The organism is Campylobacter concisus (assembly GCF_902460895.1).
Classification (GTDB): domain Bacteria; phylum Campylobacterota; class Campylobacteria; order Campylobacterales; family Campylobacteraceae; genus Campylobacter_A; species Campylobacter_A concisus_BC.
On the sequence record NZ_CABPVL010000002.1, the window covers coordinates 51,052 to 72,143 of the forward strand.

Consider the following 21,092-nt stretch of genomic DNA (forward strand, 5'->3'; position numbering starts at 1 on the left):
TTTTTGCTAATTTTAGCCAAAAACGCCTAAAAGGGCTTAGTTTTTTGAATTCCAAAAAGTTAAATTTAGCGGATATTTTAACCTTGTTTTGGCTATAATCGCCCAAATTTAAGCGAGCTTAGGACAAAGATGGCAGGCGAAGATCAGGAAAAAACCGAAGAAGCGACCCCCAAAAAGATAGAAGACGCCAAAAAGGACGGCAACGTCCCCAAAAGTCAGGATCTATCAGGCTTTGTGACCCTAGTTATAGCTATTGGCGTGCTGCTTGCGATGCTAAATTTTATGAAAGATCAGGTCATCTCGCTTTACATCTACTACTCTAAATTTATCGGTCAGCCACTGACCTTGCCAACGGTAAAAATGATCGTTGTAAATACCTTTGGCAGGGCGCTTTTGATGATCCTGCCAGTTTGCATCTGCGTCGCGGTTGCCGGTATAATCGCAAATGTAATGCAGTTTGGCTTTATATTTACCACAAAGCCCATAACGCCAAATTTTGGCAAGATAAATCCGCTAAAAGGGCTAAAAAATTTATTTTCTATGAAAAAGGCGATCGAGAGCGTCAAGATCGTCGTTAAAGTAAGCATCGTCTTTGGCGTTGGATTTTACTTTTTCTTGCAGTTTATAAAAGAGCTTCCGCACACGCTCTTTTTCTCTATGTTTGACCAGCTTGCGTGGCTAAAAGAGAAACTCATCATCTTAGTTAGCGTCATGCTTTTTATACTTTTTGTGATCGGTCTTGCTGACCTGCTTATCGTGCGTTTTCAGTATTTTAAAGACCTTCGTATGAGCAAGCAAGAGATCAAGGACGAGTATAAGCAGATGGAGGGCGACCCACAGGTAAAAGGCAGGATCCGCCAAGCACAAATGCGTGCAGCTAAGCGGCGAATGATGCAAAATATCCCACAAGCTGACGTCGTCATCACAAATCCAACTCACTACGCCGTGGCGATCAGATACGACAAAAGCCGCGATGAAGCACCGATAATACTTGCTAAAGGGGTTGATTTCTTAGCGCTTCAGATAAAAAAGGTAGCGGTTGAAAATGGAGTGCAAATTTATGAGAATCCACCTCTTGCAAGGGAACTTTATAGAGTTTGTGAGGTCGATGATACGATACCAGCGCACCTTTTTAGGGCTGTGGCTGAAGTGCTAAGCTTTGTTTATATGAGTAATAAGCAGAAATTTAAAGATAAGCTTTGATGAAGAAATTTCTTGCCACCAAAAGGCAGCAAGAAATTTATCTATTATAGATAGCCAAACGCAGTAGCGAAGATATAGCCAAATATACAAGAGACTATAACGCCGATAAGGCCTGGGAAGATGAAGCTGTGGTTGATAACAAATTTACCGATGTGTGTCGTGCCACTTCTATCAAACTGAATAGCCGCAAGGTCGCTTGGGTATGTTGGTAGGATGTAGTATCCATAGCAAGCTGGCGCAAAGGCTAGGATTACAGCAGGGTTAACGTCGATGTTTAGTGCTAATGGCACGAACGCAACCAAGGCTGCAGCTTGAGAGTTAACAAATTTAGAGATGATAAGTAGCATAACCGCATAGGTCCAAGGGTGCTCTTTTACGATGCCACCAAGAGCTTCTTTCATCATCGGAGTATGTACTGCAAACATAGTCTCAGCCATCCAAGAGATACCAAATACCGCAACAAGAGCGATCATACCTGATCTAAATATCTCGTTTTTACCGATCTTGCTAGCATCTGTTGGAGTAAATATCAAGATGATGGCACCTGTTAAAAGCATGAAAATTTGGATAACATGAACCATGCTTAGGCTCTTTGAAGAGGCTAGTTTGTTGCTTATGTTGATATAAGCGCCTTGAAATTCCTCTTTTGCGCCTTTTTCATTTATATATGTTACTGCACCATCAGCTGTGCGAGTAAGAGTTTGATTTGCATCTTTGCCGATGATTTTGACTGATTGAGCTTTTTGATTTGAGTTTAGCTTGTCGTTTGAAACTTTTAGCTCAGCAGCTTCAGTTTGGATGCTGGCATCTTTTATCTTTAAGGTTTTTAAGACTTTTTGCTCAGTTGGAAGGTTTGCTACTATTTGAACGACTGTTGCGTCTTTATAGGTAGGCCAGCTTGGGCGAAGATCTTTAAAGTATCCAAGAAGTGCGACTACAAGGATAGATCCTAAAAATATCCACATTGCAGCCCATTGGTGCATAGGAAGTTTTTTGCCTAGAAGTGTTGCGCTGTCGCCATAAACGTATTTTTTAAACTCAGGGTCTTGAAGCTTTGCTTGAAAGACTTCATCTTTATCAAGGTCTTTGCCTCTAAACCAACTAAAAATTCCTATAGCCAGAACGCCACAAAATGTTGATGGGATAGTGATCTTTAAAAGGTCCAAGTATCCATCAAAGCCAGCTAAGTGAGTTTTAGCATTGATAAGAAAGCTAGTAAGGGTTACAACAGCGACTGAAACTGGGCTAGCGATGATACCCATTTGTGAAGCGATAGAGCTTGCAGCCATTGGACGCTCTGGGCGGATGCCGTTTTTGATAGCGATATCATAAACGATAGGAAGCACGGTATAAACAACGTGTCCAGTTCCGCATAAAATAGTAAGCGTACATGTTACAAATGGAGCTAAGATACTTACATATTTTGGATTTTTTCTAAGTATGGTTTCTGCTATTTGAAGCATGACGTCAAGACCGCCACTAGCTTGAAGTGTAGCACTTGCCACAACGACAGCAAGAATGGTTAGCATAACATCGATGGCAGGCTTACCAGGCTCAATGTTAAATCCAAAAACGAGAACTATAAGACCGATACCGCCTAGCATACCAAGTGCTATACCGCCTTTTTTAGCTCCGTAGAACAAACAGATAAGGACGATGAGAAGCTGGATAGCAAACTGCACGCCTTCACTTAAATTCATGAGAAAATCCATGAAACCTCCTAAGTTAAATGTAAATTTAATGTTGATTATATCTCTTATGAATTGAGATTAAACTTATATTTTAAGATTAATTTGACAAAAGCGAGAGTTTTGCATTAGATAAAAGCTTGTGTTAGGTGGTTTTGGTCTAAAATTCTGCATCATTACCACTCTTTTGAAATTTATAAATTTTACTTTGTATAAACTATAAAATCTAAATTTTTCATACTTTGTTTTTAAAAATTATTAATAAAAAAATTTAAGTTTTATTTTATATAATCCTAAAATCTGAGAAGCATTTTTTATCTGTGTTAAAATCTGCGAGATAAATTTAAAAGGATAAATTTGAAAAAAGATGCTAAAGAAACTATAAATTTGCCTATAAAAAAAGATGAGTTTAGCCAAAAAATAAGAGTAGGTTGGGCGGTGATCGGCGTTATTATTTTGGCGATAGAAATTTACATCGCTATCTTTATAAAAGGCGGTTTTATAAGGCACTATATCGGCGATGTGCTAGCTACTGCGATGCTTTATGCGTTTGGGCGAGCTATATTTAGGGTAGCTCCTATAAATTTAGCCATTGTTGTCTTTGCCATTTCACTTTTTATAGAAGCCTTACAATACCTCAAAATTCTTGAAATTTTAGGTGTGAAAAGCTCAATATTACGGATAATTTTTGGTGGGACATTTGACTTGACGGACATTATTTGCTATTTAGCTGGCTGCATTTTGGCTTACGTGTTTGAAAATTTATCTATGCAAAAAAGCAAAGCGCAGTAAATTTATACCTAATTATATATGCCGTTTAAATTACAAGATAAAAATAGGCTGGCTCATTTAAATTTAGATAGGCCAGCCTAAAATTTACTCTATTTTAACTCGCCCCAGTTTTTGGCGATATTTAGCGATGTTTTAAGTGGCACATTTAACGTGTAAATTTCTTCCATCGTCTTTTGCGTTGCTCTGCCAAATTCCTGCGCAAACTCGTCTTTTACTTCAAAGATCAGCTCGTCGTGGATCTGAAGCAACATACTCGCTTTTTCATCTAAATTTGCTCTAACTTTTACCATCGCCATCTTAACTAGATCTGCTGCGGAGCCTTGAAAGACCGTATTTACCGCTTCGCGCTCAAACATCGCTATTTGCATAGGTGTGGCGCTTTTAAAGTCAAAGTAGCGCTTTCTACCAAGTAGTGTCTGCACAAAGCCATCGTTTTTGGCTGAAATTTTTATGCTCTCTAAAAACTCTTTGATCGTTGCAAATGCCTTGAAATAGCGCTCTATATACTCTTTTGCCTCGGCTCTTGTGATATTTACTTGATTTGCTAGTTTGCTTGAGCCCATGCCGTAAATGAGGCCAAAATTTATACTCTTTGCCACGGCTCTATTTTGCCCGTCGCTGCTACCAAATATGCTAATAGCCGTCCTTGCGTGGATATCCTCATCATTTTTAAACGCCTCAAGCAGTGCAGGATCACGGCTAAAGTGAGCTAGCAGTCTAAGCTCGATCTGGCTGTAGTCAAGCCCCACAAAGCTATAGCCTTCGCGCGCCTCAAAGCACTCTCTAACGTCCTTTGCGAGGCTGCCACGAGCTGGGATATTTTGCAAATTTGGATTTTTACTTGAAAGCCTGCCAGTACTCGTGCCAGTTTGTAAAAAGCTCGTGTAAATTCGCGAGCCCTCGTCCTTTTTCGCAAGCGCTAAAAGTGGCTCGCAGTAGGTGCTTTGCAGTTTATATAGCTCGCGGTAAGCTAAAATTTTCTCTATCACTGGATGAGCGTCCGTAAGCTCAGCTAGCACGCTCTCATCGGTGCTATATCCTGTTTTTGTCTTTTTTTTGGTTGGGAGTTTTAGGTGTTCAAAAAGTATGACGCCAAGCTGTTTTACGGAGTTTATATTGAAATTTTCGCCGCTTAGCTCGTAAATTTCACTTGTTAGCGCCTTTAGTTTGGTGTCGTTTTCAAGGATGAGCTTTTGCATCTTAGCTTCATTTATCTTGATGCCATTTTGCTCCATATCAAAGAGCGTGAGGATAAAAGGAAACTCGTGCGTATCGGCAAGGGTGAGTAAATTTTTATCAAGCGTGTTTAAAAAAGTTTTATAAAATTTAAGCGTTATCCAAGCGTCCTCACTCGCGTATTTGGCGGCATTTTCTAGCGGCACATCGCCAAAAGTTTGCCCCTTTTTGACCACATCTTCAAATTTGATCGTGTCATAGTCATAAAGCCTCTTTGCCAGCGCGTCCATGCCGACACTTGAGTTTGGGTCGCTAAGCCACGCAAGTATCATCGTGTCTTTGAAATTTGCTGGAGGGTTGAGCCCAAGGTTGTTTTTCACGATCTCAAAGTCATATTTTAAATTTTGTCCGATCACGCAGCATTTATAAATTTGCCCTACCGCCCAAGTGGCAAATTTTAGGCTGATTTGCTTTGGCGCGCCTAGGTAGTTGTGAGCCACTGGCACGTAGTAGGCGTCCTCGTCGTTAAAGCAAAAGCTAAAACCAACGATCTTTGCGCTCTTGCTATCAACGCCCGTGGTCTCGGTGTCAAAGGCGACGATGGTCTCTGGCGTGATGTCAGCAAGCAGTTTCTCAACACTCGCTTCATCAAGTAGTAAATTTGCTCTAAAGCCAAGCTTAAATTCAGCATTTTCCTCTTTTTGCAAGCTCTTAAGAAGCCTGTTTAGATCGTACTTTTTTAAAATTTCTGAGATGTTTATCAAAGGATTTTGCTCTGGAAATTTAGATTGCTCAAGATCAAGCGAAGTGATCGCGTCATCAAAGAGCGTGGCTAGCTTTTTACTCAAAAACGCCTCGTCTCTTGCAGCTGCTAGCATATTTTTGGTGCGCTCGTTTCTAAGAAGGGCTAAATTTTCATAAATTCCCTCTAAGCTGCCATACTCAGCTAAAAGCTTTTTAGCTCCCACTGCGCCGATACCTTTGACGCCCGGGATGTTGTCTGAGCTGTCTCCTGCGATCGCTAAAAAGTCCCTCACCTGAGCTGGATAGACGCCATACTTTTCAAAGCAGCTAGCGCTATCGTGGTCGATCTTGCTTTGTGGGCTGTAGATGCTCACTTTGCCGTCTTCTATGAGCTGGTAAAGGTCCTTATCATGCGTGACTATTCGCACAAATATATCTTTATCTTTGCAAATTTTAACTGCACTTGCGATGATATCATCGGCCTCGTAGCCCTCACGGCTAAGACTGTAAAGTCCCATTTTTTCTATCATATCTATACAAACTGGCAGCTGCTCTTTTAGCTGAGCTGGCGGCTCGCTCCTGTTTGCCTTGTATTCGCCCAAAATTTCGTGGCGCAGGGTCGTGCCCTTGCTATCAAGTGCGAAGATGAGGTAGTCGCTTTGGTACTCATCTTTTAGGCTCGCTATGAAATTTGCAAAGCCACTTATCATGCCACTTGGTTTGCCCTCTCTGTTTTTAAGCCCGCTCATAGCGTAGTAAAGCCTAAAAAAGAAGCCAAAAGTATCAATAATCGTAAGTGTTTTCATTCTCTATCCTTTTGCGCCATTTTATGAAATTTAGGCAAAAATTTGGCTGATTTTATAAATTTATCAGACGCTAAAAGCAAATTGAGATTTTAAACGCAAAACAAATTTTAATCATTTAAAAGATATAATCTCGCCTAAAATTCAAACTAAATAATAGATAAATTTAAGGTAAAAAATGTTTATAGATAGCGTGAAATTAACCCTAAGCTCAGGCCATGGCGGTGCTGGTGCAGTAAGCTTTCGCCGCGAAAAGCACGTCATTTTAGGCGGCCCAGACGGCGGTGACGGCGGTGACGGCGGAGATGTATATTTTGTCTGCGACAACAACACCCACACACTGGCAAACTACAAGGGCAAAAGGGCGATGAGAGCGAGCGACGGCGAGGCTGGCATGGGCAAAAGAATGACTGGTAAAAAGGGCGAGAGCCTAGAGCTCATCGTGCCACCAGGAACGGCAGTCTATGACGCACAGACAAATGAGCTGCTTTGCGACATGGTAGAAGAGGGGCAAAGGACGCTATTATTAAAAGGTGGCAAGGGCGGACTAGGAAATTTTCACTTTAAAAACTCTATCAACCAAGCTCCAGAGTACGCTCAAAAGGGCATGCCAGAAGAGAGCGTAGAGGTTAGGCTCGAGCTAAAACTGATAGCTGACGTGGGACTTGTTGGCTTTCCAAATGTCGGCAAATCAACCCTCATCTCAGCCGTTTCAAACGCCAAACCACAGATAGCAAACTACGAATTTACCACACTTACACCAAAGCTTGGACTTGTTGAAGTCGATGAGTTTAGCGGTTTTGTCATGGCTGACATCCCTGGCATCATCGAGGGAGCGAGCGATGGACGCGGCCTTGGCGTGCAGTTTTTAAAGCATATCGAGAGAAATAAAATTTTGCTTTTTATGATAGATAGCGCAAACTACAGAAGCATGAGCGAGCAGTTTAGCGTGCTAAAAGAGGAGGTCGCTAAATTTTCAAGTGTGCTTGCTAGCAGGGACTATGCGATCGCTATCACCAGAGTCGATGCGGCGGAAAATTTAGATGAAAATATAAAAGAATTTATGAAAAGCATAAATTTAGAGCCAAATCAAGTTGGTAAATTTGTCTATAAGCAAGACCTATACAGCTTTGACGCGAAAAAACCATACTTTGTTTTGCCAATTTCATCAGCGACAAACGAGAATATCAACGAGCTTAAATTTGCACTGCTTGAGCTACTTAAAAAGGAGCTTTGAGTTGCGACTTTTTGGCACTTTGAACTTAGAAATTTAAGAAGATAAAATGAAGAAAATTTTTTGCATTATGCTATTTTGTCTTGGTGCATATAGCTGTGATCCAGCGGATCCAATATATATGTTTTTGGATTTTAATGACATAGATCGTGACGGCATGCTAAATTTAGATGAGTGGATGGCGTGCAAGGCGCCTTCTGAACTAAAAATAGCGCCAGATCTATGCACTAGTGATGAATTTAAAAGGCTGGATCTTGATCGTAGTGGCAAAGTTAGCGTTAATGAGCTAAGAAATTTAGTATTGCAAAAGATTAGTTGGCAGAAAGATCCATGCGCCTCTTGGCCGCCAAGCAGTCAAAATGCAGATCAAAATAAAAGTCGTTGAAATTTAAAGGAAAGTGATGAATATAGTTTTTATGGGGACGCCTGATTATGCTGTTAGGATACTTAGGCGCATAAAAGAGGCTGGCTTTAATATAAAAGCGGTATTTACCCAGCCTGATAAGCCAGTTGGCAGAAAGCAAATTTTAACCCCAAGCGAGGTTAAAATTTACGCGCAAAATGAGCTAGTAGGCGTGCCAGTCTTTACGCCAAATACACTAAAAGATGAGGCGGTGGTTGCCGAGCTAAAGGCATTTGAGCCTAAATTTATCGTAGTGGCAGCTTATGGCAAAATTTTGCCTGGGAGCGTGCTTGACGTGGCGACTTGTATAAATTTACACGCTTCAATCTTGCCAAAATATAGAGGCGCAAGCCCAATCCAAAGCGCGATCCTAGCAGGCGAGAAGCAAACAGGCGTGACTGCAATGCTAATGGATGCGGGCCTTGATACTGGCGATATGCTAGACTTCATCTACACGCCCTGCGAAAACAAGATGTCAAGCGAGCTTTTTAGTGAGCTAGGCGAGCTTGGCGGTGAGCTAATCGTAAAAGTGCTTAAAAATTTTGAAAATTTAAAGCCACAAAAGCAAGACGACGCGCAGGCCACGTACTGCAAAAAGATAAGCAAGAGCGACGGACTTTTTAGCTTTGATGAAGAGGCAGGGCAAATTTATAATAAATTTCGTGCGCTCACACCTTGGCCGGGGATTTATCTGGCAAGCGGACTAAAAATTTTATCGCTTGATCTAAGTGAAAAAAGTGGCAAAAGCGGAGAAATTTTAAGCATAGAAAAGGACCACGTCGTGGTAGCTTGCAAGGGTGGGGCGGTCAAAATTTACGAGCTTCAAGAGCCAAGCAAAAAGCCAACAAACGCAAAAGCATATATAAATGGTAAGCGCCTTAGCGTTGGCGATGAATTAAAATAAATTTAAAGGAGCGGTTATGAAAAATGCGCTAAGTATAGCAGGTGTTGATCCAAGCGGCGGAGCTGGAGTTTTAGCTGATATAAAGGTATTTATAGCACACGGCGTATATGCGATGGGAGCGATCACGGCGGTCACTGCTCAAAATACAAAGGGCATCTTTGGCATGCAGTTAGTTGAGCCAAAGCTCATCGAGGATCAGATCAAAGCGATATTTGATGATATAAGAGTTGATGTGGTAAAAATAGGCGTTGTCCCAAGCGTTGAGATCATCAAAAGCGTCGCAAAAACGCTAAGAGAGATCAAAAATTTACCACCAGTCGTGCTTGACCCAGTCATGAGCTGTAAAAATGGCGACATCTGGCTAGAGGGCGCTGCAAAAGACGCGATCGTGGAGGAGCTTTTCCCACTTGCAAACGTGATCACGCCAAATATCTTTGAAGCGCGCGAAATTTTAAAGCGTGAGCTAAAGGGCGAGGGTGAGCTAAAAGAGGCTTGCAAGGATCTTTTGAAATTTGGCACAAAGAGCGTCTATCTAAAATGTGGAGAGATAGAAGGCAAGTCGCTTGATATATTTTATGATGGCAAAGAGTATGAAATTTTTAGCGACGAGCGCATAAAAACGACTGCGACTCACGGCTCAGGCTGCTCGCTATCAAGCGCGATCGCTTCAAATTTAGCAAATGGACATAGTCTAAAAGAGAGCGTGAAAAATGCGCATGATTATATCTTTAACGCTATCAAAAACGCGGTCATCATCGGCGGCGGACAAAATCCAGTAAATCACTTTTATAAATTTAAGGTGTGATTTGAAAGTAGAGTTTTTTCAAAGTCTGCCTTCGACGCAGGAATTTTTGATAGAAGCCCTAAAAAACGGCGAGATAAAGCCACCGCACATGATCGTAGCACACAATCAAACCAAGGGGGTCGGCAGCCGCGGCAACAGCTGGGAGGGGCTTGGCGGAAATTTATTTATGTCATTTTGCATAAACGAAGATGAGCTGCCAAGCGACATACCTCCGCCCTCGATCTCAATATATTTTTCTATGCTGATGCGTGATGTCTTGAGCGAACTTGGTTCAAAATGCTGGCTAAAATGGCCAAATGATTTTTACGTGGACGAGCGTAAAATAGGCGGCACTTTGACAAATAAAGTGGATGAAATTTACATCTGCGGCATGGGGATAAATTTAGCTAGCGCACCCGAAAACGCGGGCATTTTGGATATCAAAACTAGCGTAGATGAGCTAGTTTGGGGCTTTGTTAGCATGCTTGATAAAAAGATTTTATGGAAGCCAATTTTTAGCAAATTTAGGATAGACTTTTGCAAGTCAAAAAGTTTTATTACGCATATTGCAAATAGAGCTGTTTCGCTTCAAGATGCTGAAATTTGCGATGATGGAGCGATATTATTAAACGGGGAAAAGGTATATTCGTTAAGATGAGCGAGATAATAACAATAGCTAACCAAAAAGGCGGCGTTGGCAAGACCACAACGGCCGTAAATTTAGCCGCATCACTGGCGGTTGCTGAGAAAAAAGTATTATTAATAGACATTGATCCGCAGGCAAACGCGACTACTGGGCTTGGTTTTAGCAGAAGCGACTACGAGTTTAACATCTATCACGTCTTAACAGATAGAAAAAAGCTCTCACAAATCGTACTAAAAACTGAGATACCAACGCTTTTTTTAGCTCCGTCAAACATAGGACTTGTCGGCATCGAGCAAGAATTTAACGACCAGAGCAAAGACTATAAACTAATCCTTAAAAACAAAATTTCAGAAGTTGTAGACGACTATGATTTTATCATCATCGATAGTCCTCCAGCACTTGGAAGCATCACGATAAATGCTCTTAGTGCAAGCGATAGCGTGATCATCCCGATCCAGTGCGAATTTTACGCACTTGAGGGCTTGGCGCAGATCCTAAACACTGTAAAGATCATCAAAAAAACGATAAATCCAAAGCTAAATATAAAGGGCTTTTTGCCAACGATGTTTAGCTCGCAAAACAATCTCTCAAAAGAGACCATTGCAAATTTAAAGCAGCATTTTGAAAATAAGCTCTTTAAGAGTAAGGACGGAAAAGAGGAATTTGTAGTCGTTCCAAGAAATGTAAAACTTGCTGAAAGCCCAAGTTTTGGCAAGCCGGTGATACTTTATGATATAAAATCACCAGGCTCGATCGCATATCAAAATTTGGCATATTGTATTTTAAACTAAAAAATAAGGAAAAAAATGGCGAAAAAAGGTGGATTAGGGCGCGGACTTAGCGCGATACTTGAAGATGTAGAGCAGGCCTACAGCAAAGAGATCGCAAATTTAAACGACTCTGAGATAGTCGAAGAGATAAATATAGATGAAATTTTACCAAACCCTTACCAGCCAAGGACGCATTTTGACGAAGAGGCTTTAAAAGAGCTAAGTGCCAGCATCAAAAGGCACGGTCTCATACAACCAATAATCGTCATCAAAAAGGATGACGGCTATATGCTAATAGCTGGTGAGCGTAGATACCGTGCTACAAAGATGCTTGGAGCAAGCAAGATAAAGGCGATCATCGCTGATATTAAGTCTCAAAATTTAAGAGAGCTTGCGCTTATCGAAAACATACAACGTGAAAATTTAAATCCAATCGAACTTGCAAAGTCATATAAAGAGCTCATAAATGAGTATAAGATCACACAAGATGGCTTAGCAAATATCATCCATAAGAGTAGAACCCAGATAACAAATACAATGAGACTCTTGCTACTTAGCGACTACACACAAAGACTTTTGCAAGAAGACAAACTCACGCAAGGCCATGCTAAAGTCATCGTAGGACTTAGCAGCGAAGAAGAAAGGATGGTTGTTGATACGATCATCGGTCAAAAGCTAAGTGTTAGAGATACAGAAATCTTAGTAAAAAAGATAAAAAATAAAGAAGAAGTAAAAGAGCCAAAGCCTCAAATTTCAGAAGAAATGAGCAAAAAATTATCAAATTTACAAGAAATTTTTAAAAATTTAAAGATAAAGACGAAAGTAAAATATAAAAATTTAATATTAGAATTTAGCGACATTTCGCAGGTAGAAGAATTTATCGCTAAGCTAAAATAGAATTACAAATTTATTTTTATTTTTAGTAATTTATTGTAAAATCAGACTTTGATTTGAATATTAAATAAAACTTAATAACAAAATAAGGAGAGTGGATGTTAGAAATAGATGTGCCATTGATGCTTTTAACGGCTATCGTTCTCTTTGTCTTGATCGCCATTTTAAATCCTTTGCTATACAAGCCAATGCTTAAATTTATAGATGACAGAAATGCCTCTATAAAAAACGACGAAGAGAGCACTAGCAAAAATGCAAGCGACTTAAGCGTTCATGAAAAAGAGATCGAAGAGATCATACAAAATGCAAGATCTGAGGCTAACAAAATAAGACAAGAGGCCTTAAATTTGGCAAAAGAAGAGTCTTTAAAAGAGATAAATGCGGTAAAAAGTAGCTTAGAGGCTGATTATAATGAGTTTTTAAACGCTTTAAGCTCTCAAAAAGATAGCCTAAAGGCAGATCTATCAGCTAAACTACCTGAGCTTAGAGCAGCTTTAAACGCTAAGCTCTCTAAAATTTAAAGGAAATTTATGAAGATAAAAATTTTATTTTTTCTAGCACTTCCATTTCTAGCATACGCTAGCGAGCATGGTGGAACAAACTACGACATAGTCGAGAGAACGCTAAACTTCTTACTTTTCTTTGCTATTTTGGTCTATTTTGCTGCTAAGCCACTAAAAGCTCTTTATCAAAGCAGGATCGATAGGATCGCAAATAAGCTTGAGAGTATCCAAGAGAAGCTTCGTGAGTCAAAAGCTAAAAAAGATGACGTTTTAAAGCGTGTAGAAGAGGCTAAGCAAAATGCAAATGCTCTAATCGAAACCGCGAAAAAAGAGGCTGTAAATTTAGCTGCTAAAGTTAAAAAAGAGGCTCAAAACGATATCGCAAATATCGAAAAAGGTTACAAAGAGCAAAAAGAATTTGAAGAGCGCAAGATGACAAAAGGCGTTGTAAATGAAATTTTGAGCGACATTTTCTCAAGCGATAGCCTAAAAGTCGATCAAAAAGAGCTTGTAAATATCATACTTAAAAAGGTTAGCTAATGAATGAAGTAGTAGCTAAAAAATACGTAAAGGCGATCTTGAGCGACGTAAAGTCCAATGAACTTAATGTATTTGTTGAAAATTTATCAGAGCTAGCTGCTGCTTTTGCTAGCGATAAATTTAAAAGCATTATAAGTTTGCCGACACTAAAGGCTTCACAAAAGGTTGAATTTGTGCTATCTTTGGTTAAAAATCAAGATGCTAAATTTGCAAATTTTATAAAGCTTCTTGGTGTAAACAAAAGGCTAGAGCTTATACCTGCGATACTAGACGAGATGAAGATAGAGCAATCTCTGCTTGAAAATACATATCGCGGAGAGGTTGTTGGAAATTTTGATCTAAGCGCTGAGCAGCTAAAAGCTTTGGAAGAGAATTTCTCTAAGAAATTTAACTCTAAGATCAAGCTTGATGGCTCAAAGAGCGGTTACAACGGTGTAAAAGTTGAGTTAGACGATTTAGGTGTCGAGGTAAATTTCTCTATCGACAGACTAAAAAGTCAAATGAGTGAATATATATTAAAAGCAATTTAAAAAGGAGTGAAAGCGTGAGTGCAAAAATTAAAGCTGACGAAATTAGCACGATAATCAAAGAGCGTATTGAAAATTTTGATTTAAGTGTTGATGTAGAAGAGACCGGTAAAGTCATCTCAGTCGCTGATGGCGTTGCTAACGTTTATGGTTTGAAAAACGTTATGGCTGGTGAGATGGTTGAATTTGAAAGCGGCGAAAAAGGTATGGCTCTTAACCTTGAAGAGAGCAGTGTTGGTATAGTTATTCTTGGAAAAACTAGTGGTATCACAGAAGGAAGCTCTGTAAAAAGACTTAAAAAACTTCTACGTGTGCCAGTTGGCGACGCATTGATCGGCCGTGTTGTAAATTCACTCGGTGAGCCAATCGACGCAAAAGGGCCAATCGAAGCTACTGAATCTCGCTTCGTCGAAGAGAAAGCAAAAGGTATCATGGCAAGAAAAAGCGTTCATGAGCCACTTCAAACAGGTATCAAAGCTATCGACGCACTTGTACCAATCGGTAGAGGTCAAAGAGAGTTAATCATCGGCGACCGCCAAACTGGTAAAACAACAGTTGCTATAGATACTATCATCAACCAAAAAGGTCAAGATGTCATTTGTATCTATGTAGCTATCGGTCAAAAGCAATCAACTGTTGCTCAAGTAGTTAAAAAACTTGAAGAATATGGCGCTATGGACTACACAATAGTTGTAAATGCTGGTGCTAGTGACGCAGCTGCGCTTCAATACCTTGCACCATACGCTGGCGTAACAATGGGTGAATACTTTAGAGATAACTCTCGCCACGCGCTAATCATCTATGATGACTTGTCAAAACACGCGGTTGCTTACCGTGAGATGTCTTTGATCTTAAGAAGACCACCAGGTCGTGAAGCTTACCCGGGTGACGTTTTCTACCTTCACTCAAGACTTCTAGAAAGAGCAAGTAAGCTAAATGACGCACTAGGTGCTGGATCTTTGACAGCTCTGCCTATTATCGAGACTCAAGCAGGCGATGTTTCAGCTTATATTCCAACAAACGTTATTTCTATTACAGATGGTCAAATTTTCCTTGAGAGTGACCTATTTAACTCAGGTATCCGCCCAGCGATCAACGTTGGTCTTTCTGTATCTCGTGTCGGTGGTGCAGCTCAGATCAAAGCTATCAAGCAAGTTTCTGGTACACTAAGACTAGACCTTGCTCAATACCGCGAGCTACAAGCGTTTGCTCAATTTGCAAGCGACCTTGACGAGAGCTCAAGAAAACAACTAGAGCGTGGTCAAAAGATGGTTGAAGTACTAAAGCAACCTCCATATTCTCCGCTTCCAGTTGAGAATCAAGTAGTTATCATATTTGCTGGCGCTAAGGGTTATCTAGATGACGTTGCAACTGCAAATGTAACAAAATTTGAAGCTGAGCTATATCCATATATCGAGGCAAAATACCCTGAAATTTTTGAGCAGATCAGAACTAAAAAAGTTCTTGATAAAGAAGTAGAAGAAATTTTACATAAAGCGTTGAAAGATTTTAAAGCGACTTTTGCCGCTAACTAGGGCTAAGATATGTCAAATTTAAAAGATATAAAACGAAAGATCAAGAGCGTCCAGAACACTCAAAAGACGACGCGTGCGATGAAGCTTGTCTCTACAGCAAAGCTTCGTAAAGCTGAAGAGGCTGCACGCTACTCTAGAGTTTACGCACTTAAGATTAATGAGGTTTTATCGGAGATAGCTTATAAGATCAATCAATACGCTTCAGTTATGACTGAGAGTAAATTTTTTAACACAACAAAGAGTGTAGAAAAGGTTGATATTATATTTGTTACCGCTGATAAAGGGCTTTGCGGTGGCTTTAATGTCCAGACTATAAAGACAGTTAGGCGCATGATCGATGAGCTAAAAGCCAAAAAGATCAAAGTTAGACTAAGAGCTGTTGGTAAAAAAGGCATTGAATTTTTCAATTTCCAAGGCGTTGAACTACTTGAGACTTATGTCGGGGCTAGCTCTTCTCCTACTTATGAAAAAGCTCAAAAGATCATAAAAGATGCCATTGATGACTTTACAAACGGCATAACAGATAAGGTCGTGCTAATACACAATGGCTATAAAAATATGATTTCTCAAGAGATTAGAGTAAATGATATTGTGCCTATTGAGCCGTCTAAGATAGTTGCGGTTGAGACAAATTCTTTGATGGAATTTGAGCCAGAAGACAACTATACTAAGATTATGGATGAATTGCTCAATAAATATTTTGAGTATAGTATGTATTATGCTTTGGTTGATTCTTTGGCGGCTGAGCACAGCGCTAGAATGCAAGCTATGGATAATGCAACAAACAATGCTAAACAACGCGTAAAACAGTTAAATCTTGCTTATAATAAAGCAAGACAAGAGTCTATTACCACTGAGCTTATCGAGATTATCAGTGGTGTTGAATCAATGAAATAAAAGGAGTATGAATGAAGGGTGTTATTAGTCAAGTTATGGGCCCTGTGGTCGATGTTGACTTTAATGACTACTTGCCGAAGATCAATGAAGCTATCGAAGTTTTCTTTGAGGTTGAGGGCAAGAAACATAAACTAATATTAGAAGTTGCTGCTCACCTAGGTGATAATAGAGTTAGAACTATCGCTATGGATATGAGTGAAGGTCTGACTCGTGGCTTAGAGGCTAAAGCGCTTGGTGCACCTATAAGCGTGCCAGTTGGCGAAAAAGTTTTGGGTAGAATTTTTAACGTAGTTGGCGATTTGATCGACGAGGGTGAGGGTATAAATTTCGATAAGCACTGGTCTATCCACCGCGATCCTCCTCCATTTGAAGAGCAAAGCACTAAGAGCGAAATTTTTGAAACCGGCATCAAGGTAGTTGATCTTCTAGCTCCTTATGCGAAGGGTGGTAAAGTAGGTCTATTTGGTGGTGCTGGTGTTGGTAAAACGGTTATTATCATGGAGCTTATCCACAACTTTGCATTTAAACACAGCGGTTACTCTGTATTTGCAGGCGTTGGTGAGAGAACTCGTGAAGGAAACGACCTTTATCACGAAATGAAAGAAAGTAACGTTTTGGATAAAGTTGCCTTGTGCTATGGCCAAATGAACGAGCCACCAGGAGCAAGAAACCGTATCGCGCTAACTGGTCTTACAATGGCTGAGTACTTCCGTGATGAGATGGGACTTGACGTTTTGATGTTTATCGATAACATCTTCCGTTTCTCTCAATCAGGTGCAGAGATGTCAGCTCTACTTGGACGTATCCCATCAGCTGTTGGTTATCAGCCAACTCTTGCAAGTGAGATGGGTAAATTCCAAGAGAGGATTACATCAACCAAAAAAGGTTCTATTACGTCTGTTCAAGCTGTTTATGTTCCAGCTGACGACCTTACAGACCCAGCTCCTGCGACTGTTTTTGCTCACCTTGATGCCACGACAGTTCTTAACAGATCGATCGCAGAAAAAGGTATCTATCCAGCTGTTGATCCACTTGATTCAACATCAAGAATGCTCGATCCTCAAATTTTAGGAGCAGATCACTATAAGGTAGCTCGCGGCGTTCAAGCTGTGCTTCAAAAATATAAAGACCTTCAAGATATCATCGCTATCCTTGGTATGGACGAGCTTAGCGAAGAAGATAAGCTAACAGTCGATAGAGCAAGAAAGATAGAGAGATTTTTATCTCAACCATTCTTCGTTGCTGAAGTATTTACAGGCAGCCCTGGTAAATATGTAAGTCTTGACGAAAATATCGCTGGCTTTAAGGGAATTTTAGAAGGTAAATATGATCATCTACCAGAAGCAGCATTTTATATGGTTGGAAATATAGATGAGGCTTTAGCTAAAGCTGAAAAACTTAAGGCTTAAATTTAAAAAGGAAGCGTAATGGATAAATTACATTTAGAGATCGTAACTCCTCAAGGTCAGATATTTAATGATGACGTGAGTAGTGTAGTGCTTCCAGGTAGCGAGGGTGAGTTTGGTGTTTTGCCAAACCACGCCTCATTAATATCTCTTTTAAAAGCAGGTATTATAGATATAGAAGATAAGCATAAAAAGCATGATGTAGTTGCTATTAACTGGGGCTATGCAAAGATAGATGAGGGCAAAGTAGTTATACTAGCTGACGGTGCGGTCTATGTCTCTGGCAATAGTGAAAGTGAGCTTGCAAATTCATTAGAAGCTGCTAGAAATTTGATAGAGAGTATGAGCAGTGATACAAATGCTTTTGCAGCAACTATATCAAAAATGGAAAATGTAGTGAGAGCAAGATAAGTGGGCGGAATAGATATATTTTTAAATTACATTCAAAGAAGTAGTTTTATTACAATTATAGTTTTAACTTGGTTGTCAATATATTTTATAGTTAGTTTTACAATTCTTTTTTCAAGAATGGCTGGTATAGGAGCTTGGCAAAAACGCGAGCAAAATGCGCTTGAAGCACTGCTTATGGGCGCTAAAAATATACCAAATGACTCATCTTTAAAGAAATGTGCAAGCGGTAGAATTTCAAAAGAAAAGCTAAATGTTTGCATAAGCATTGCCGAAAAAAATGCTACAAGTGGGCTTACATGGCTTAGCGTAATAGCTTCTACTTCTCCATTTATCGGTCTTTTTGGAACAGTAGTATCTATCTTGGAGACATTTTCACAGCTAGGAAATGGTGCAGGCTCATCTCTTGGAGTTATAGCCCCAGCTATCTCTGAAGCACTTGTCGCTACCGGATGCGGAATTTTTGTTGCCATCCCAGCATATACATTTAACTTGCTTATAAAAAGAAAAGCTTATGAATTAATGAGCGTTATCGAGCGTCAAGCTGACGTTATGATAGCACTTAAAAAAGATGACGAGACGTTATAGATGGCTCTTAAATTTGACGACGAAACACCAGAGCTAAACATAACGCCTCTTGTTGATATCATGCTTGTTTTGTTGGCTATTTTAATGGTTACAATGCCAACTATAACATATCAAGAAGATATAACATTGCCAGATGGCTCAAAGGCAAAAACATCTACGTCTAAACAAAAAGATCTTATAGTGTCTATAAATGCACAAGGACAAGTTAGAATAGATCAAAGTACAATGAGCCTTGCTGAACTTCCAGATAACATTGCACTAATGAGTGCAAAATATGACAAAACCTCGCCTATATACATAAAGGCTGATAAAAATTTAAAATACGATGATGTTATGTTTGTATTAAAGACTTTAAAAGGTGCTGGTTTTAATAAAGTAGCTTTAGAGACAAACGGTTAAGATGCCTAATAAAGTTAAATTTCCAACGCTTAGTTCGTTTTTTGTAGCGTTTTGTATTTACATTATCATTGTGCTTGCTTTGTTTATAAAGCTTACTTTTTTTAGCGAACCTCCTAAAAAATATACTGATGACAAAGATGCTATTATGGACGTAGTTATGGTTGATAGAGAAGTCGATCAAACCATAAAAGCGCCAAAACAAGCAAAAGAGGTCGTAAAAGAGACAAAACCAGAACCTAAAAAAGAGTCAGAAGAAGATAAACAAGAGACTACAAATAAACCTGTTGTGCCAGATGAACCATTGCCAACCCCAAGCTTGCCAACTCCTCCAAAAGAAGAGCCAAAACCTGAGCCTAAAAAACCAGAACCAAAGCCTGAAATCCCAAAACCTAGCGAAGAGCCTAAAGAGGATGTCAAACCAGAGCCAAAACCTGAGCCTAAACCTACGCCAAAGCCAGTTGAAAAGCCAAAACCAAAAGAGCCAAATATAAAAGATCTCTTTAGCGACATAGACTCGACTAAGCTTAAAAAAGACGATGGTATAAAAAAGGCTGAAAATAAAGTACAAAGCCGCAAAAAAAGCGAGGCTTCTAGCTCAAAAGCTGCAAAAGAGGCTAGCGACATCATCAAGAGCTTAAAAATAGATCAAAACCCAACAGCTCCAAAGTCACAAATGACAGGCACTTATGATCCGTTGATGGGAGCCATAACAAAGCAAATTCAAAGAAGATGGCAAAGCTATAAAGCTGACTCTGCAAACCTTGCCAAAGTAAAAGTCATGATAGATCAAAGTGGAAATTTTAGCTATGAAATTTTAGAGCTATCATATAATGAAGAGTTTAATGCAAAGGTTAGAGAGTGCCTGGAAAAGCTTACTGCAGAGAAATTTCCGTTTAATCCAGACAAAAGTACTACTTTTAATTTAAATTTAGAAGATAAAATAAACTAAAATTTATAAATTTACGGAGTAGAGATGAAGAAAATTTTTCTTTTTTTGTGCGTTGCTCTAGGGCTTTATGCTGCTGATGCGACGATATCTGTTATAAACCAAGGTGTTGCTTTGCCAAAGATAGCTTTGCAAGATGCAACTACAGCTGTTAGTGATGCAGGCTTTAAAGATAAATTCTTTAAGATCATGCTAGGTGACTTGAAAGTTAGCTCAGACTTTGAGGTTATCGAAGATCACGTGCCTTCAACCTACGAGGGAACAGCAGCTACAAATACAATGAGCGACAAAGGTGTTGAGCTTATTTTTAGATATGCTCTTGAAGGCTCTATGGGCTCACCTCTTACTTTAAGAGTAAAACTCATTGACGCGAAGACTGCAACTACAAGGTATGAGAGAGTATATAACATGCCTGATGGTGCGAAGTATCCGTTTTTAGCACACAAAAGTATAGTTGAGCTAACAAATGAGCTAAATTTACCACCAGTTGGCTGGATGGAGAAATTTATCATCCTAGCAAAATACACTTCAGCGCGCCAAAGCTCTATTATAGTGGCTGATTACACGCTTACATATCAAAAGACAATCGTAAGCGGTGGTCTAAACATCTTCCCTAAATGGGCAGGCGCTGATCAAAGTAAATTTTACTATACATCTTATGTGAATAACAAACCAACTTTGTTTAGATACGACCTAAATTCTGGCACAAAAACAAAGATAATTGACAGCGTTGGTATGCTTATAGCTTCAGACGTTAGCAAAGATGGAAGCAAAATTTTATTAACTATGGCGCCAAAAGATCAGCCAGATATTTTTATCTACAATACAGGTAGTAAGAATTTAACTCAGATAACAAACTATCCAGGCATTGATGTAAATGGAAATTTCGTAGATAATGACAGCAGAATAGTTTTTGTCTCAGATAGACTTGGATATCCAAACATCTTTGCAACACCTGCAACTTCAGGCGGAAGTGTTGAGCAAATGGTGTTTCATGGCAAAAACAACAACTCAGTAAGCACTTTTGAAAACTATGTAGTTTATTCAAGTAGAGAGGCTAGTGGCGGCTTTAATATCTATCTGATCTCAACTCAGACTGATTTTATTCGCCAGCTTACAGCAAATGGTAAAAACAACTATCCAAGATTTTCAAGTGATGGTCAAAGTGTCGTTTTTATCAAAGAATTTGGCGGTCAAAGCTCGCTTGGCGTTGTTAGATTAAATGAGAACAGAAGTTTCCAATTTCCACTAAAAGTAGGTAAAATTCAATCTATTGATTGGTAATATTCTGGTAATATTTAA

Annotated in this window: 22 protein-coding genes; 20 read left to right on the plus strand and 2 right to left on the minus strand. The window is 39.6% G+C overall.

The window, feature by feature from the left end; all coding sequences use genetic code 11:
* The first annotated feature begins 129 nt into the window (after window positions 1-129).
* On the plus strand, window positions 130-1,203 hold the full coding sequence (gene flhB, locus F3G98_RS01445) for a flagellar biosynthesis protein FlhB (RefSeq protein ID WP_103612126.1): 1,074 nt from the start codon (window positions 130-132) through the stop codon (window positions 1,201-1,203).
* A gap of 44 nt (window positions 1,204-1,247) precedes the next feature.
* Here the strand turns inward: flhB and F3G98_RS01450 are convergent, their stop codons facing one another.
* The gene (locus F3G98_RS01450) at window positions 1,248-2,915 is read right to left on the minus strand and encodes an anaerobic C4-dicarboxylate transporter (RefSeq protein WP_149725651.1); all 1,668 of its coding nucleotides are present in this window, start codon (window positions 2,913-2,915) and stop codon (window positions 1,248-1,250) included.
* Window positions 2,916-3,248: 333 nt separating this feature from the next.
* On the opposite strand from F3G98_RS01450, the gene F3G98_RS01455 reads away from it, so the two are divergent.
* Entirely contained in the window at window positions 3,249-3,683 is a 435-nt protein-coding gene (locus F3G98_RS01455; RefSeq protein WP_223231285.1) for a ribosomal maturation YjgA family protein, read from the plus strand.
* A gap of 89 nt (window positions 3,684-3,772) precedes the next feature.
* Here F3G98_RS01455 and polA read toward each other — a convergent pair whose 3' ends face one another.
* Entirely contained in the window at window positions 3,773-6,409 is a 2,637-nt protein-coding gene (gene polA, locus F3G98_RS01460; protein WP_149725652.1) for a DNA polymerase I, read from the minus strand.
* A gap of 175 nt (window positions 6,410-6,584) precedes the next feature.
* On the opposite strand from polA, the gene obgE reads away from it, so the two are divergent.
* The 18 genes from obgE to tolB all read left to right on the plus strand — a co-directional run bounded on the left by obgE (window position 6,585) and on the right by tolB (window position 21,074).
* Window positions 6,585-7,643 (plus strand): GTPase ObgE, encoded by a 1,059-nt coding sequence (gene obgE / locus F3G98_RS01465; protein ID WP_149725653.1) that lies wholly within the window; start codon window positions 6,585-6,587, stop codon window positions 7,641-7,643.
* Window positions 7,644-7,689: 46 nt separating this feature from the next.
* A complete protein-coding gene (locus F3G98_RS01470; RefSeq protein WP_149725654.1) occupies window positions 7,690-8,025 on the plus strand; it encodes an EF-hand domain-containing protein in 336 nt (111 codons plus the stop codon).
* A 16-nt stretch (window positions 8,026-8,041) separates the two neighbouring features.
* Window positions 8,042-8,947 carry a methionyl-tRNA formyltransferase gene (fmt, locus tag F3G98_RS01475; protein ID WP_149725655.1) on the plus strand — a complete coding sequence of 302 codons (906 nt, stop codon included), beginning with the start codon at window positions 8,042-8,044 and terminating at the stop codon, window positions 8,945-8,947.
* A gap of 16 nt (window positions 8,948-8,963) precedes the next feature.
* Window positions 8,964-9,752, plus strand: coding sequence for a bifunctional hydroxymethylpyrimidine kinase/phosphomethylpyrimidine kinase (thiD, locus tag F3G98_RS01480; protein WP_103608351.1), 789 nt, complete (start codon window positions 8,964-8,966; stop codon window positions 9,750-9,752).
* 1 nt (window position 9,753) lies between these two features.
* Window positions 9,754-10,389, plus strand: a complete 636-nt coding sequence (locus tag F3G98_RS01485) for a biotin--[acetyl-CoA-carboxylase] ligase (RefSeq protein WP_103608350.1) — start codon at window positions 9,754-9,756, stop codon at window positions 10,387-10,389.
* Window positions 10,386-11,168: a ParA family protein gene (locus tag F3G98_RS01490; protein ID WP_002939402.1), complete on the plus strand. Its 783-nt coding sequence runs from the start codon at window positions 10,386-10,388 to the stop codon at window positions 11,166-11,168. Before F3G98_RS01485 ends, F3G98_RS01490 begins: the two co-directional genes overlap by 4 nt.
* A 15-nt stretch (window positions 11,169-11,183) precedes the next feature.
* Entirely contained in the window at window positions 11,184-12,044 is an 861-nt protein-coding gene (locus tag F3G98_RS01495) for a ParB/RepB/Spo0J family partition protein (RefSeq protein WP_012001331.1), read from the plus strand.
* Between the two features lie 95 nt (window positions 12,045-12,139).
* Window positions 12,140-12,562: a FoF1 ATP synthase subunit B' gene (locus F3G98_RS01500; RefSeq protein ID WP_009294346.1), complete on the plus strand. Its 423-nt coding sequence runs from the start codon at window positions 12,140-12,142 to the stop codon at window positions 12,560-12,562.
* 9 nt (window positions 12,563-12,571) lie between these two features.
* Window positions 12,572-13,084 carry a F0F1 ATP synthase subunit B gene (locus F3G98_RS01505; RefSeq protein WP_012001332.1) on the plus strand — a complete coding sequence of 171 codons (513 nt, stop codon included), beginning with the start codon at window positions 12,572-12,574 and terminating at the stop codon, window positions 13,082-13,084.
* A complete protein-coding gene (locus F3G98_RS01510; protein WP_103608349.1) occupies window positions 13,084-13,614 on the plus strand; it encodes a F0F1 ATP synthase subunit delta in 531 nt (176 codons plus the stop codon). The genes F3G98_RS01505 and F3G98_RS01510 overlap by 1 nt, the downstream gene beginning before the upstream one ends.
* Window positions 13,615-13,628: 14 nt before the next feature.
* Window positions 13,629-15,146: a F0F1 ATP synthase subunit alpha gene (atpA, locus tag F3G98_RS01515; RefSeq protein ID WP_009294343.1), complete on the plus strand. Its 1,518-nt coding sequence runs from the start codon at window positions 13,629-13,631 to the stop codon at window positions 15,144-15,146.
* A 9-nt stretch (window positions 15,147-15,155) separates the two neighbouring features.
* Window positions 15,156-16,043 (plus strand): ATP synthase F1 subunit gamma, encoded by an 888-nt coding sequence (atpG, locus tag F3G98_RS01520; RefSeq protein ID WP_002939426.1) that lies wholly within the window; start codon window positions 15,156-15,158, stop codon window positions 16,041-16,043.
* An 11-nt stretch (window positions 16,044-16,054) separates the two neighbouring features.
* On the plus strand, window positions 16,055-17,452 hold the full coding sequence (gene atpD, locus F3G98_RS01525; RefSeq protein ID WP_149725656.1) for a F0F1 ATP synthase subunit beta: 1,398 nt from the start codon (window positions 16,055-16,057) through the stop codon (window positions 17,450-17,452).
* Window positions 17,453-17,470: 18 nt separating this feature from the next.
* Window positions 17,471-17,860, plus strand: coding sequence for an ATP synthase F1 subunit epsilon (atpC, locus tag F3G98_RS01530; RefSeq protein WP_002939398.1), 390 nt, complete (start codon window positions 17,471-17,473; stop codon window positions 17,858-17,860).
* Entirely contained in the window at window positions 17,861-18,445 is a 585-nt protein-coding gene (locus tag F3G98_RS01535; protein ID WP_009294341.1) for a MotA/TolQ/ExbB proton channel family protein, read from the plus strand.
* Window positions 18,446-18,844: a biopolymer transporter ExbD gene (locus F3G98_RS01540; protein WP_002939405.1), complete on the plus strand. Its 399-nt coding sequence runs from the start codon at window positions 18,446-18,448 to the stop codon at window positions 18,842-18,844. It begins immediately after the preceding gene.
* A gap of 1 nt (window position 18,845) precedes the next feature.
* Window positions 18,846-19,793 carry a TonB C-terminal domain-containing protein gene (locus F3G98_RS01545; protein WP_002939376.1) on the plus strand — a complete coding sequence of 316 codons (948 nt, stop codon included), beginning with the start codon at window positions 18,846-18,848 and terminating at the stop codon, window positions 19,791-19,793.
* A 24-nt stretch (window positions 19,794-19,817) separates the two neighbouring features.
* A complete protein-coding gene (tolB, locus tag F3G98_RS01550) occupies window positions 19,818-21,074 on the plus strand; it encodes a Tol-Pal system protein TolB (RefSeq protein WP_103608348.1) in 1,257 nt (418 codons plus the stop codon).
* Window positions 21,075-21,092: the final 18 nt, after the last annotated feature.